Raw genomic sequence first — 15,376 nt, 5'->3', positions numbered from 1 at the left:
GTATACTTTATCTACGCTTAATTTCCAACTTTTACAGTTGAAAAGCGGGGGAACCAGTTAATTGGGGCGAATCATTGAGCATTAGAATGTAGGGTACCATCTTACCCGAGTCCGTCAGCTAACCTCGTCAGCAGTGGATGGGTCTGCTTTTCATGTTATTTACATAACCAGAGACCCTTGCTAAGGGTCTCTTTTTGTGCTTTTTTGGACCCTGCTGGCAGTAGATTGGCCTTTGACACTAAGGCTCCCTCATTTCTCACACTACGAGACAAAGGAGAGATGTACGTGCAAAAGGTAAAGTACTTCACGGATATTAACAAAATAGCTATGTTGTCTGAGCTGGAAAAAGAGAATCTGAAAGAAATTACGGACAAATTTGTTTTTCGTGTAAATGACTACTATCTGTCTTTAATTAACTGGGATGATCCAGATGATCCCATCCGTAAGCTGGTTATTCCTAACGAAGGTGAACTGCTGGAGTATGGGCGCTGGGACGCCTCCGATGAGGACACGAATTATGTGGTACCTGGTTGTCAGCACAAGTATAGAACCACTGCACTACTGATTGTATCCGAGGTCTGCGGGGCTTATTGCCGCTACTGTTTCCGTAAGCGTCTGTTCCGAAATGACGTGAAAGAGGCGATGGCTGATGTCTCTCCGGGTTTGGAGTATATCGCAAATAATCCGGAGATTAACAACGTACTTCTTACGGGCGGGGACAGTTTAATTCTCTCCACACCGAAGCTAAGATCCATTATTGAAAATCTAAGAAGCATTGAGCATGTTAAGATCATTAGACTGGGTTCCAAAATTCCCGTATTTAATCCGATGCGGATCTCTGAAGACGAAGAGCTGCTGGAGCTGATTCGTACTTACTCTACCGAAGACAAACGAATCTATGTTATGGCGCACATCAATCATCCTCGTGAAATCACACCTGAAGCCAAAAAAGCATTTAAAGCTCTCCACAACGCAGGGGCAATTGTCGTAAATCAGACCCCCATCCTCAAAGGCATCAACGATGATCCCGTTATTTTAGGGGAACTACTGGACCGGCTTTCATGGGCTGGCGTTACACCCTACTACTTCTTTGTGAACCGGCCCGTAGCCGGAAACCGAGATTTCGTATTACCGCTCGAGCAAGTCTATCAAATTGTAGAAGAAGCCAAAGCCAGAACCTCAGGACTTGGCAAAAGAGTACGCTTATCCATGAGCCACACCTCAGGAAAAATAGAAATTCTCGCCATTGATAACGGAAAAGCCTATCTCAAATACCATCAATCCAGAGATCAGGAATACGGAAAATTTATGATTCTAGATTGTCCAAAGGACGCCGAATGGTTCGATGACCTGCCTGGGAATGTGCAATATTGGACCCCACCTGTGAAAAAAAACGATGCTATTATTTCTGTTAATGATTTATCAGGCGAGCCTGCGGATTTAATCTGTAAATAGATTAATCAGCTCTGTCAGACTCTGTCATAGGATATTTCTTCATCACCAACAACAAAACTCCTCCCGCCCAAAATTAGCCCGAAAAAATCTATGATATAATCACGCTGTAACACGAAATGGACTAATGGGTGGGAATGCACACATGAAATTGGAACGATTGATTTCTATGATCTACAAGCTATTGAACCACGAAGTTTTATCTGCCTCCAAGCTGGCTGAAGAGTTTCAGGTTTCCCAGCGAACAATCTATAGAGATATCGATGTGATTTGTGCCGCTGGCATCCCGGTCGTATCGTATCAGGGAACTAAAGGTGGATATGGCATTATGGACGGATATAAAATGGATAAAAGCCTGCTCCGTTCGTATGATGTCACTTCTCTGATTACTGTACTGAACAGTCTTTCTTCCGTGTTTGAAGATGAGCATACGCAAGGAACCATTGAACGGCTGCAAACGATTGGAACGGAGCCACAGACCTCTAGTCTCGCGGTGGATCTTGAAACCCGGCGTACGGATCCTGACGCACTTCCTCTTTTACGTGCGGCTATATCGGAACGAAATGTTGTCCGTTTTGATTACATCAGTGTAAAAAATGAACGTACAACCCGTGAAATGGAACCAGTAAAGCTTCATTTTAAATATAGCAACTGGTACATCTATGGTTATTGCCGGGCTCGGCAGGACTATCGGGAGTTCCGACTTTCCCGGATGCTGAATTTGTTCCTGACGCAGGATACCTTTCATTCGCAACATGAGGTACCCAAAGAGGCCGGCTGTTCAAACAGGGCAGATCAGGTGGAGGAAATAGTGATCCGGGTAGGCCCTGAGGCTTTGGCAGAAGCTTTGGATCAGTTTCATCAAGTCGACAAGGAATTTCATTCCGATAAAAGCATGACGATGCGAATTCCTGTGTATAAGCCATTGGAAGCACGTTGGCTTTGGTCCATTCTGCTGAGTTTTGGCAGCGGTGCCGAAGTCCTCGAACCCCCTGCATTGCGAGGTATTTTAAAAGAGCAGCTTCAAAACACACTCAAACTTTATGAAGAAGTATGACAGTCTGATGTCATACTTCTTCTTTTATATTAACTACAGTAACAAAAAACAAATCCATGACCATTCAAAAGGAGAATGTACGAATGACAAATTATCCAGTAGAAATGTTTAAATACCACACATGGGCAAACCAAACTATCCTGGGGAGAATCAAGGAACTCCCGCCTTCTGTGCTAAGTCAAGAAGTGAACAGCTCATTTCCCACCATCGCTCATGCCCTTAGCCATATCTATGCGGTTGATACGATGTGGTATCTTGTATTAACAGGCACTGCCATGCCAGAGGCTTTTCAACAAAGTATCCCGCTAAATTTGAGCATTCTAGATTCTGTGGATGAATACGTAAATATCTTTGCCCAGCTATCAGAACAATACAAAGCATGGTTACACAACCAATCCGATTTGGAGCAAACCATTCTGCTTGACAATCCATTCGCCGGAATCCGCCAAACACGCCTATCAGAAATTGTGTTGCAAGTCGCCAATCACGGGACTTATCATAGAGGCAATGTATCTACTATGTTACGGCAGTTAGGCCATGCTTCCACCATGAATGACTATGCTCTTTTTTGGTATCAGGTTCCTGCAAAAGCAATTTAATCTCGGATGGGCAAGACGCTCCACTCCATACCTAGAAAGGAAATTGTATTTTAATTATGGAGATTAAAAATCTAATTACAGTAAAAACGAGAGAAGATTTAAGAGTTTGGCTGCAGGAGAATTCTAAGACTGAAAAATCTTGTTGGGTACTCGTTAGTATGACGCCAAACCCAGAAACGTTGCTATATTTGGACGTAGTTGAGGAATGTTTGTGTTTTGGATGGATCGATGGAGTGAAAAAGAAAATTTCGGAAACGGAGCTGGCGCAAAGACTCTCTCCCCGAAGCAAAAGAAGCTCTTGGACTGAATTGAATAAAGAGCGTGTCCGCCGCCTCGAAAAGCTGGGGTTAATGAGTGCTGAAGGAAAATGGGTACTTCCTGATATGAACCCTGATTCTTTTATAGTAGATAAGATTATAGAGCAACGGCTCCAAGAGGACAAGCAAGTATATGAGAATTTCACGGTCTTTCCAGCCCTTTATAAAAGAGTTCGGATCGACACGATCCAAAGCAATAAAAATCAACCAGATTTATTTAAGAGTAAATTAGACAAATTCATAACAAACACTAAAGAAAATAAAATGTACGGGCAATGGCATGATAATGGACGTCTGCTAGATTATTAAGCTGCGCTAGATGCATGATCTCCTGCTGAGGCTTTCGGACTCCAATGACGCTATTTACTAATTTTTCGCTTTTTCAGCAATCCATCGGACTCCAGCGCAGCTATTCCTTAGAAACAGGCTCTTATACGGTGATTTTTCCGCCATTAGGAGCTATGCGGTCCGATAATACTCCAAATGGCGGATTTTCCTGCTTATAAGGTCTGCTGAGTCCGATACCGCTGAAGCATAGTCATTCGCTGGACTCCTGAGTCCGATACCGCCGAAGCATAGTCTTTCGCTGGGTCTACCGCTACTACTACTACTACTACTACTACTACTACTACTACTACTACTACTACTACTACTACTACTACTACTACTACTACTACTACTACTACTACTCCTACTCCTACTGCTGCTACTGCTACTGCTACTGCTACTGCTACTGCTACTGCTACTGCTACTGCTACTGCTACTGCTACTGCTACTGCTACCATGATCTCCTGCTGAGGCTTTCGGACTCCAATGACGCTATTTACTAATTTATCGCCTTTTCTGCAACTCATCGGACTCCAGTGCAGCTATTCCTTAGAAACTGGCTCTTATAAGGCGTTTTTTTTCGCCAATAGGAGCTATGCGGTCCGATAATACTCCAAATGGCGGATTTTCCTGCTTATAAGGTTTGCTGAGTCCGATACGCCGAAGAATGATCATTCGCTGGACTCCTGAGTCCGACACGCCGAAGAATGATCATTCGCTGGTCTGCTGAGTCCGATACGCCGAAGCATAGTCTTTCGCTGTCTGTTGCTACCGTATCCTAATCATTTGCGGATCAAATACCATCGACTCATGATCATCTGTTAATCCTACAGTTCTACGTAAGTATAATTCATCTGTTATACCCAAAGTGCTAAGTACGCGCGAATGAGATTGGTTCAGACGTTCAGGCAAAGTTTAGAGTTGAGAGCAGAGGTTTGGTTTAAGTTCAAAAAAAGAGAGGTGCCCCAGCCATTTTCATGGCTTTGGGCACCTCTTTTATTAAGTTACAGCCCTTCAGCCAGAATCCGTTTCAGGAACATCCCTGTGTAGGATTCCTGTACTTCAGCAACCTGCTCCGGTGTACCTTCAGCTACAAGCTTACCGCCCACAACGCCACCTTCAGGGCCAATATCAATCACCCAGTCGGACTCCCGAATCAGCTCTAAGCTGTGCTCCACAACTACGACAGTATTTCCCGTATCAACCAATTTGCTCAATAAGGTATGGAGCTGCTTGATGTCTGACGGATGAAGGCCTGTTGTTGGTTCGTCAAGCAGATAGAGCGTATGGTTTTTGGAAGGTTTGCTCAGCTCTTTAGCCAGTCTAATCCGTTGCCCTTCACCACCGGATAAGGTTTTGACAGATTGTCCCCATTTAAGGTAACCGAGACCCACCTCACACAATGTCTCGATAATCCCCGCCATTTTGGCTTCCGACTTAAGAATCGGCAAGCTTTCCTGTACGGACATGTCCAGCAGATCCGAGATGGAATATCCATCATATTTCACCTGGAGAACCTCATCCGTAAATCTTCTCCCCTTGCATGCGTGGCATTTAACCTCCAGATCGGGTAAGAAATTCATGTCTACAGTCAGCACCCCAAGACCCTGACAGGTTTCGCAGCGTCCACCCGGTGTGTTAAAGGAAAAATGCTTGGAGGTCAGTTTTCTTTTTTTCGCCTCCGGCAATGCAGCAAACAGCTGGCGCAGATGTGTGAATACATCTGTATATGTCGCTACATTAGAACGCAACATTCTACCCATGGGCGATTGGTCAAAGATCACTATATTTCCAACCTGATCTAAGCCCGCAATCTCCGCACAGCCTATTTGCTCATGTTCTTTCGCACTGCCTTGCGCAAGAATATCAAAGACTAGTGTCGACTTGCCTGAACCCGAAACCCCAGTTACAGAAACTAGACAATCTAGAGGAAATGAAACCTCCGGGATATCAATATTCCGGTACTGTGCCTGTCGGATGGTGATTTGTTTTCCGTCACCTTTCCGGCGAACGTATGCAGCAGTCTTATTACGCTCTTCTCTAAGATAGGCTCCCGTAACAGAAGTCTCGCTTGCCATCAAATCCTCAATGCTGCCCTCGCCAACAACTTGCCCTCCGTCCAGACCAGCACCCGGACCCATATCAATAATATGATCGGCAGCGCGCATCATCTCGATATCATGCTCGATAACGAGCACCGTATTACCCAAATCGCGCAGCTCCTGAAGCACTCGAATGAGGCCAACAGTATCCCGCGGATGAAGCCCGGTCGTCGGTTCATCTAGAATGTATAACACTCCAGTCAGACCTGACCCCAGCAATGAGGCAAGGCGCAGCCGTTGTGCCTCTCCACCAGAGAGGGAGACCGTCTGACGGTTCATGGAAAGATAACCAAGACCAACATCGATAATCCGTTTTAGTCGGGTAGGCATTTCGTGAAGGATGGGTTCAAGCAGATAAAGTCCCTCGGCGGGCAAAGCCGCCTCCAAGCCTTTCGTCCACTCGTAAACATCGCTTAATGGCCAATCCGATACCTCCGTAATCGATGCGCCAGCTACCCGAACGAGACGAACTTCTTTTTTTAGGCGAGTGCCAAGACATTCTGGGCATTGCTGCTCATGAAAAAATCCGCCGTCTTTTTCCTGTGTACCAGCTTCTCCTTCCTTCTCCTTGTATCGCCGCCACAAACCAGGAATGACGCCTTCAAATTTGGTGCCTTGAATCGGCTTAACATTGGGAAAATGGCGCTTAAACGCCTCACTTTCCACTCCGTAATATAACAAGTCGCGCTGAATTTCGCCGTAATTTTTTAAGGGCTGATCTGGGTCAAACTCAAAACCAAAATGCTTGCCAGCGGCCACTAATATACGCATCTGTATATCACGATGAACACCATTCAGCGAGGCCACCCCACCCTCACGCATACTAAGCTCTGGATTAAACACTGCCGCTTCATTTATAGTTGCCACAGATCCAACACCACCGCAGGCTTCACAAGCTCCCTCCGGCTTATTAAAAGAAAAGTGTGACATGCCCAGCTTCTCAAGCTCAGCTCCGCAATGCGGACAACCCATCGTTTGACCATGCATTTCCTCGTCTTCCTCGATCAGCAATCCCCTCGCTTCAAAAGAAGGTGGGATGCTGCCACTACAAGAAGGGCAAACCCGCTCGCCTAATCTGGAAAAGATAAACCGGACAAACGTATAGATGTCGGTGACTGTCCCAACTGTCGAACGGGGATTACGATTGGTGACATGTTGTCCAACACTAATGGACGGAGACAGTCCAATAATAGACTCCACCTTTGGTTTGCTGATCGTATCTGACGTCATGCCCATGGAATCCAAATACTGTCTTTGGCATTCCCGCTGAAGTGTATCCATAGCTAACGTCGATTTCCCTGATCCCGAAGGTCCTGTCAGGACAACTAGCTTATACTTAGGAATCGTGAGCGAGACATTTTTCAGATTATTCTCTCTTGCCCCTTTAATAACAATAGTCTCTTTCACATCTATTCCCCTCTCAATTCAACCCACTGGTTCGTAGTTATATCTTCTATCCATATGGTTGCCCAAAGTTGTTGGATTGCAATTATTTTGCAAAACATTTCTAATTTCGATAGAATGTATTTGATAAATCACAAAATTTTCAAATAACTTTATAATCTAATATCTTGACTATCAAGATATAATTATTTTAAAAGGAGCGTTATCTTTTGTCAAGTCACGAACAACCTACACCAGAGCAGGAACAATTCACCTTGCTTATGCGCAGTTTGGGAAACCGAACGGTATTGTACCAACAAAATGTAGCCGCCTCACTTGGGTTATACAATAATGATTTCTTATCTATAGATATTCTACGGGAGAAAGGTCCGATCACTGCTGGAGAACTGTCTAAATTAACCGGTCTGACCACAGGCAGTGTTACGGCATTAATAGACCGGCTCGAAAAAAATGGCTATGTCCGCAGACAAAATGACCCGAATGACCGCCGTAAAGTGATTATTGTGCCATTATATGAGAATAAAGATGATGTCATTAATACGTACCAACCGCTCCATACCGCCATGGTTAAGCTCGCAGCTTCTTATACGGATGAAGAGCTCGCCCTTATTTCGCAGTTTTTAGGCCAAGCAAGTGCGGTTCTGGAAGAGCAGATTGATCAGCTTGGATCCACTGCGCGCGGCAAATCTTCTTCCTAAGATACGTATTTATACAAAAAAGGACGATATCCAAAAGTCATACGACTCTCTGGATACCGTCCTTTTCCATTTATTTTCTAATACCAATCGTTACAATTTCGCATGGACCGATCTGTAAGTCAAAGCTACCTTTCTCTTTCTCATCACTAGTGACTGGGTGGCTCTCCTCTTCTAGAATCGTCGTTTTATAGAAATACTGCTGTGGAATAGACGAATGGAAGGCCAGGTTGGTGTTCTGCTGACTCATGTTGTACCAACGCAGCAGTATATCTCCAGTCTGCTCGTTCATTTTCAGTGAAGAAAATGCGAGTTCCCTACTCTCCCAATCAAATGGAGTATACACCGGCGCAACCACGCCTGCATGTACATCTGTCTGACATACAATCCACGGAACCTGGAATTGGTAAGCTTCAGCATAAGCACCAGAAGTTATACCCTCACCTGTGTGCGGGATTAGCTCCATACGAACAACGTGCTCTCCCAGACACTGCGCTTCTGGAGTTGGGAATAGCCCCCAGTCACCAAGTTCGCCAACAGAACGTAGCAGCGTAATCGCAATAGTGTTACGCCCATCTCGCAGCACTTCATATTCATTTAATCCAAAATTAGCGACGGTTAGACCCGCTTTCCCATCACTAACATCAACAAAGGCTTGCTGATGTTGCGTGTTACTCGGATTCTTCCATTCTGTGGCTGGTTCAATATTCCGCTCAGCAACCTCGAACATCGAATCTACACGATGCGTGGCAGCGTTCAAATCTGTTGGAAACAGTATACGAATCCGGTGATCTTTGGCCTGGTTATCTATTGTCGTTTCGATATGCAATCCCTTTCCCCCCCGCTCCAAGGAGATTACAGTACGAAGTTTCAGAATGACTGTGTCACTACTGCGCTGAGCTTTGCGCTCCGGATAATAAACCAGTGCACGCTGCTCCTCATCCAGCTTATCATCTGCCGAGGCTGGAATCTCCCAGTTATGGTTAATTTCTATAGCGGCGCGAAACGATGTATTTTCCAGTACACAAATGTTAGCCTTCAGTCCTTTAGTCGTCAAAGCTTGTTCAGCCTCTGGCTGTTTGTACATATATTCATTGCCGATATCCCCGGTGTTTTCATATACACCAAGATCTTGATAGGTCACTCCACTAGTTTTGTCACTTAGCATAAACGAACCATCATCATTAATGACTACCTTGATAACGTCATTTTCCAGCACCCGATCTCCATATAGCAAAGATTCAGCGGCTATTGCCAGTTTTGCATCTGCTCGGCGAACCCAAGCATATGATCGAAGACCTAGCGCAGGAACTTCTACGGCTTCAAAGGTAAGTCTTACCCGGCGGTACATATACGGCTGACGGAACTTATCATCTGGCAAATCATAACCAAACTGAAGACCCAAGTCCTCCAACTGGCAGGCAATGTTATTCCCTTGATCGTCTACTAACACACGACCGTGCAAGTCAATTCCAGTCATACGGCTAGCCGTTTCTTCCAGAGAGAACCCTTCTCGCAAATATAGACGCGCCACATCAAGTTCTACGCTCACAGTACCCGTGCGACTCCAACCCGTCATATTCATCGCTACTAGTGGAAGCACGTCTTCACCATATGCTGTAAACCCGGACGTATCCACAGCTTCTGCAATCACTCGTTTACTATCCTCAACAATGGTCTCTGCCACATGACGGCTTTTGTCAAAACGGGTGACCATCTCACGGTGTACCTCATCCACGCTGCATCCACAAATACTATCATGCGGATGATTCTGCATTAATGTCTTCCATGCATAGGTGAACAGATGATGGGGGTACTCTTTCCCCAGTAAATGTGCGAACGAAGCAAGTGGCTCGGCCAACTTTTCAAGCAAGATTTGCCCTTCCTGATTCCTCTGTTTCAAATAGACACGAGCAGACGCGGTATTCACTAACGTACCCCATCCATCGGTATGCTGGCTCCGCAGTTCGCCCTTTACAGTCGACAGATTGCTGCGATCCATTACACCCTCTACGGCCTTAAGGTAATCAGGAAAGTTCGAATGAATGAACTCCATATCTGGATACAACCGCTTCGCAGTTTCGATAGCCTCTGGCAAATCCAGTTGAGCCGGCTGATGATCGCAACCATTCATGAACAGCAGCTCACCTGTAGAGGCAAACTTCCGCGCATCTGCCAGCTTTTTCTCCCAGAACACTTTGGCTTCTGCTTCATTTACAGGCACTTCGTTTCCGTTAGAATACCAATTGGCAAATAGGATGCCGAGCACTTTTGATCCATCAGGACCTTCCCAAATCAGCTCCGAGAATGAAGATTCGTAACCTCCATCCGACACCGTATTATTGAATCCAGTGGGCTTCACACCTCTTCCAAAAAAGGCATTATCGATGCCGGATTGCAGCATTAATTGTGGAGTCTGGCCGACTAGACCAAAGGTGTCCGGAAAATAACCGATTTTGGAGGGTTCCCCGTAACGCTTCGAATCCTGATGACCAATCTGCATATTACGAACATTGGCCTCCCCACTAGTAAGGAACGCATCCTGCAAAATATACCAAGGTCCTATTAGAAGGCGACCTTCCGTAATATGTTTTTGTAGACGATCTTGATTCTCAGGGCGAACTTGAAGATAATCTTCCAGAATAATCGTCTGTCCATCCAGATAGAAACTCTTAAATTCGTTATCCTCATCCAACCGGTTCAGTAATTCATCAACCAGTTTCACTAAGCGTACATGATGCTTCTCATAGGGAAGATACCATTCCCGGTCCCAGTGTGTATGTGAAATGATATGGGCTGTCTGAGGGCTAATAGATTGTTTTGAGCTTTCCAAAGTGAAGACCTCCTTATATGCAATGCGTTCTATCTACTAAGATGCTTAATGTAGAAAATGTGGATAATTCACATGGATCTCGACTTCCTGCGGGCGATAAACACCAAGCAAATCTCCTTTACTATCCGTGGCAAAAAGAACAGAACGTTCCTGTTCCAACACGAACGAATAAGTTCGGCCAGTGGCTGAATCCTTCACCTCGATCTTTGCATCTTGGGCATATTCCGACACGAAGGTAAAAAGTGCACCCGTAGCAAAGCTCAGTTTTCGTCCGTAGATACCCGCTAAGTCCCCACCACTAATCCATTCAAAATCACGTTCCACAAAAGCAGCATTAACCGCGTAGCGGTAAAGTGCAGCCGTAGTATCCCTACGCTCACTCAATTCAACTGGCAGTGGACTCCATAGGAGTCGACCCTTGCCCAGCGGAAGGTTCACGACAGTGTCTATAGTAGAACTTCCACCATTTTTTTGAATGATCGTTTCCTTCGTCACCTCAGCTATCCGGCGGTGGCCGAAAGAGACAGGCAGTTCTTGGCCTTGAAGGCTAAGCACTTCTTCGCGGCGCACATTACGCAATTCACGTTTGCCAAGAATATCACTCAACCGATCTGAAGAACGCCAGTAGGCATCAATGCCTAACGGTCCAGTGGCAAGCAACACCGCTCCTGTCTCTTCAACGATATGTAACAACCGTTCCATCGCTGCATCAGCGAAGTTATGCGCGCTTGGCAGTATAATCAGCTTCGCAGGGTTCTTCTCCAAATCATCTAGATGGTATTCGGATGCCCCCCGAAAAGACATCTTGAGCTCATAAGACAGAATGCGGGTAAGCTCTGTTGTAGACGCAAAAGCCAACTTTCGATTAGAGAAATCATTCGAGTAAGGGAACACCACCGCAATCTCTTCCAATTTCCGATCACCAAATATATCACGGATACCTTCTATAAACTTCCCGAAATCATAAGATACGTCTGCCTCAGGCTTCTCGGTTCCATCTGCTCTCAGTGCTCCGATATGGGACTCATTCGCATTATCCATATAGAAATTCGTATTCCAGATCCAGTGAATAGCCCCCGCACCAGCCGTTCCAAAAGCGTAAGCATACTTGCGTTCCAGCAAATTCCGCAGCTCTTGTTCTGAACGTTTGGCTCGGCCATCTGGAGCTTCTACATACATGACGCCAGTCTCCTGAATTAGGTTTGGCTTATTGGGGGTTTTGGCAAAAATGCCATCCCATATCAAATAGTCGTTAAACCACCAGGAGTGCACAGTAGTGTAATCTACCGCTTCCTCATAGAAAAACGGCGAAGGACGCTGCGCTCCTAGTCCCTCATCCTGGCCAACCGTAACCATCTGAGCTGGACATTGCTCCTTAATGGTATCGTATAATTGCTTCACCCAACGGTTATGCATTTCCATAGAGAACAAACAATAATCCAACCAGCGTGTCCCCCTCTTAGCACTGTGCATATCTTGTACGTCGAAGTTCATCTCTTTTGCTTCAGGCAGCTCTGCCGAAGCAAAGTCCGGAAGCTGTGCGGGCGTCATATTCCAGCGTTCCTGCAGCACTTCGATTACACCATGTCTTTCTTGTAGCCATTCCCTAAAAGCTTGTCGCTCAAAGCGATCATGGCATGAACTCGGGCCGTCCGAGAAAATACGGTCCGGATCAAACATCGACGGTTCATTAATAAGATCCCAGTCTACATTCGAAGAATCTTTATGACGAGATACAATAGACCGAATGAACCGCTTCTGAGCTTCCACACTTTGTGGGTCCAGATAAGGGTTCACCCCTCCCCACGTTTCCGGTGTGAAGGAGAAAAATGTGAAAGTCACCTGAAGATCATGCTTTTTCGCCGTCATGATGAAGGCGTCGATCGCCCGCAATACTTCTTCCGAGACATGTCCATCGTCTTGCATCACATTCCGATAAGCTGTCCAGATCCCTGTACGGATCCAGTTAATCCCGGCCTTCCGCATCTGGCCCATATCACGATCCCAAACTCCGGCGTTCGGCAGAAAAAGAAATTTTCGCGCCACATCACTCGCCATATAAGTCATGCCGACCACTGGTAGCGGACGCCCATCTTTTATAAAATAATCTCTGCCGCTCGTTACCGGATTGCCTGCTGCCAGCAGCTCAGGAGCATGCCCCCAGAACCCTTGGCTCAGAATGCGAACCTCACCATCACTGGCTTCTGCTTCACAGACAATCTGGTAGAGGCCCCTACTTATCTCCAGAGGAATGGGCAGACGCACCATGTTTAGTTCAGCATTCGCCTTCATTTCCAAACTCTGAGACCACTTCAAAGAGGTATCTGATTCATGCTCTACATGAATTGTGAAATTCCATGTATCTTCATTTCGCATAGAAGGTCTCACTCGTTCAAGCTGCTGAATCTGAAGGGTTAGGGAAGCACGTTCTCCTGATTCATAAGACGCGTAATTGGGCTTAACCCACATTTCCGTAACACCCTTGCTGCAGAAACGCGCCCAATTGGATATCGCGGAAGGACCTTTTTGCTCCCAAAAAGAAGCTGTTGCAGGTGTATTTACGAACAGCCAGCGTGAACCTGCATATAAACCAATCGTATTCTCCCAAAGAACCACTGGGGCAGCGGTTTCTCGACCCTCGGACGTAATTCCCTTTAAGAGCGGGTAAATCCGTGTGCTCATCGGACCTGCCGAGCCCATTTGATGTGGTAAATCACTCGACTTTGTCGTATGTGGCACGAGGTTCCATGTGTCTGCACTCGTTAGAAAAAGAGATTCTTGACCCTTAAGCAGAGGAATGACATCCAAGGCAAGCAATGAATGGTTGCGTGAGCATTCAACACGAAGTGCCTCATGAATATACAGCTCCTGATGATAGGAAGTCTGCTCCGCTTCGACATGCCATCGGCCATTTTCCCAACGAACAGGTTGTTTGAAGGGTGCGCCTCCAATGCTAATCAACCCGCCACCTCTTTGCAGGTATTCAAGAATGGCTATCCAAGCCGCTTTCGGGAAATAGGGTGCATGCAGATTGATGAAACAGCCGCCTTTCGTTTCGTGCAGCGTTTGTGCAAGCTGATTCTCATTTACAATAGATCCGAACTCACTCATGGATGTAATCGCATCGCTAGGAATGGGACTGGAAATTGGAAAATCAGAATCATAGAATATGATTACAGGTCTGCTCGGGCTGGTCATAGTAGTCCTTCCTTCATCGTTTTATAGACAAGTTGAGAGAACAGACTATTGGACCAGGCGAACCATTTTCTAGTGAACGTATTCGGATCATCAACATGGAATCCCTCATGCATAAAGCCAGTATCCGCATCTGTAGCTTCTAACATCGCAAGCATCTCCAGCTTTTCTTCCTTAGTTGAAGCCGTCAAACCTTGCATCGATAATGCCATATGCCAGATGTAGTCTTTGGGAGTATGCGGACTGCCGATTCCCTTCGCTGCGGTTCCTTCAAAATAAAAAGGATTCTCCTTGCTCAGAGCAAATCGTCTCGTATTCTGATAAATTTCATCCTCTGCGGTAACATAGCCGAGATAAGGAATCGACAGGAGTCCTGGTGTTCCCGCATCATCCATCAAGCAGTAGTTGCCATAACCATCGGTCTCGTAGGCGTAGATTGGACCGAATTTCGGATGACGATAAATACCATACAATTGAATTCCGTGATCAATCTCAGCTTCTAATACTTTAAGCTGTTCCAGAAATTCAAGATCACGGAATACCCATTCAGCGAATTCCTGCATATGACGTAATGCAACAACAGCGAACATATTCCCCGGGATGTTGTAATGAAAGTCGCATGCATCATCACTCGAGCGGAATCCGGACCAGACCATACCCGTGTAATTAACAGGCATACCTAGACCGTTATTACGCAGTGTATCTTCAGGAATCCCATTGTTACGCGTAAAGCGGTATGGAGATAATTCACTATGGCGCTGTTCAGTTTTGAACAGGTTGAATATGTTGAACATTGCTGCCTTAAATCCGGCGTCGAATATATCAGCCTTTCCGGTTTCTTTCCAATAGGCATAAGCCAGACGCATGGAAAAACAAAGAGAATCGATCTCGAATTTACGTTCCCACACCCAAGGAGACATTTCCGTAATATCGCTAGTGCTCCAATGCCAATCATTCGCTGTCTCATTAAACGCATTGGCGTACGGATCGATATGAATATACTCGATATGACGTTTAATTAACCCGCCAATAATCCGCTGAAGATCGGGATCGTTTTTAGCAAAGGGCACGTAGTGCATAACCTGCTCCACAGAATCTCGCAACCAAGAAGCCGGGATATCTCCTGTAATTACAAACGTTGTTCCATCATCCATAAGCTTAGTCGTTGTCTCAAGCGTATTAGGGAAACAGTTCTTAAAGAGCTGCAACAGCTTCGGCCGATGAGCTAACTTCTCCTCTGCTTCGTTCAATACTTCTTGAACCGCTTGAGGAAGCGGCAGCTTCGGCATAGAGATGGCGGGAAGTCGGAATTGTTCCATATTCTCACTCCTTCATAATAAATGGGGATAGATAGAGAGACGGGCAGCATAGCTGCCCGTCTCCACTAATCCTATT

Annotated in this window: 10 protein-coding genes and 1 riboswitch; of the genes, 5 read left to right on the top strand and 5 right to left on the bottom strand. The window is 45.8% G+C overall.

All coding sequences use genetic code 11. From position 1 onward, the window contains the following. Positions 1–4 precede the first annotated feature (4 nt). A riboswitch (cyclic di-AMP (ydaO/yuaA leader) is annotated at positions 5–146 on the top strand. Positions 147–285: 139 nt separating this feature from the next. From MHI25_RS11590 to MHI25_RS11575, 4 genes are all read left to right on the top strand, one after another. After that, positions 286–1,455, top strand: coding sequence for a KamA family radical SAM protein (locus MHI25_RS11590; protein ID WP_340395437.1), 1,170 nt, complete (start codon positions 286–288; stop codon positions 1,453–1,455). A 142-nt stretch (positions 1,456–1,597) separates the two neighbouring features. Next, complete coding sequence (locus tag MHI25_RS11585; protein ID WP_076219801.1) at positions 1,598–2,509, top strand: YafY family protein; 912 nt, start codon at positions 1,598–1,600, stop codon at positions 2,507–2,509. 83 nt (positions 2,510–2,592) lie between these two features. Next, positions 2,593–3,108, top strand: coding sequence for a DinB family protein (locus MHI25_RS11580; protein WP_076130596.1), 516 nt, complete (start codon positions 2,593–2,595; stop codon positions 3,106–3,108). Positions 3,109–3,164: 56 nt separating this feature from the next. After that, entirely contained in the window at positions 3,165–3,734 is a 570-nt protein-coding gene (locus MHI25_RS11575; protein WP_340395436.1) for a YdeI/OmpD-associated family protein, read from the top strand. Positions 3,735–3,925: 191 nt separating this feature from the next. Here the strand turns inward: MHI25_RS11575 and MHI25_RS11570 are convergent, their stop codons facing one another. Then, positions 3,926–4,279 carry a hypothetical protein gene (locus MHI25_RS11570; protein ID WP_340395435.1) on the bottom strand — a complete coding sequence of 118 codons (354 nt, stop codon included), beginning with the start codon at positions 4,277–4,279 and terminating at the stop codon, positions 3,926–3,928. Positions 4,280–4,756: 477 nt separating this feature from the next. Then, complete coding sequence (uvrA, locus tag MHI25_RS11565; RefSeq protein ID WP_340395434.1) at positions 4,757–7,261, bottom strand: excinuclease ABC subunit UvrA; 2,505 nt, start codon at positions 7,259–7,261, stop codon at positions 4,757–4,759. 257 nt (positions 7,262–7,518) lie between these two features. Between uvrA and MHI25_RS11560 the strand changes: the two genes are divergently transcribed. Beyond that, positions 7,519–7,956 carry a MarR family transcriptional regulator gene (locus MHI25_RS11560; protein WP_076130010.1) on the top strand — a complete coding sequence of 146 codons (438 nt, stop codon included), beginning with the start codon at positions 7,519–7,521 and terminating at the stop codon, positions 7,954–7,956. 70 nt (positions 7,957–8,026) lie between these two features. Here MHI25_RS11560 and MHI25_RS11555 read toward each other — a convergent pair whose 3' ends face one another. The 3 genes from MHI25_RS11555 to MHI25_RS11545 are packed head-to-tail and all read right to left on the bottom strand — an operon-like array spanning position 8,027 to position 15,300. Next, positions 8,027–10,786 (bottom strand): alpha-mannosidase, encoded by a 2,760-nt coding sequence (locus MHI25_RS11555; protein WP_340395433.1) that lies wholly within the window; start codon positions 10,784–10,786, stop codon positions 8,027–8,029. A 45-nt stretch (positions 10,787–10,831) separates the two neighbouring features. Then, a complete protein-coding gene (locus MHI25_RS11550; protein WP_340395432.1) occupies positions 10,832–13,984 on the bottom strand; it encodes a beta-galactosidase in 3,153 nt (1,050 codons plus the stop codon). Continuing rightward, on the bottom strand, positions 13,981–15,300 hold the full coding sequence (locus MHI25_RS11545) for a glycoside hydrolase family 125 protein (RefSeq protein WP_340395431.1): 1,320 nt from the start codon (positions 15,298–15,300) through the stop codon (positions 13,981–13,983). Before MHI25_RS11545 ends, MHI25_RS11550 begins: the two co-directional genes overlap by 4 nt. Between the last annotated feature and the right edge of the window lie 76 nt (positions 15,301–15,376).

Source organism: Paenibacillus sp. FSL E2-0177 (genome assembly GCF_037992975.1).
Lineage (GTDB): Bacteria > Bacillota > Bacilli > Paenibacillales > Paenibacillaceae > Paenibacillus_AQ > Paenibacillus_AQ odorifer.
The sequence above is the reverse complement of the archived record's forward strand: the minus strand, read 5'-3'. Positions and strand labels throughout refer to the sequence as shown.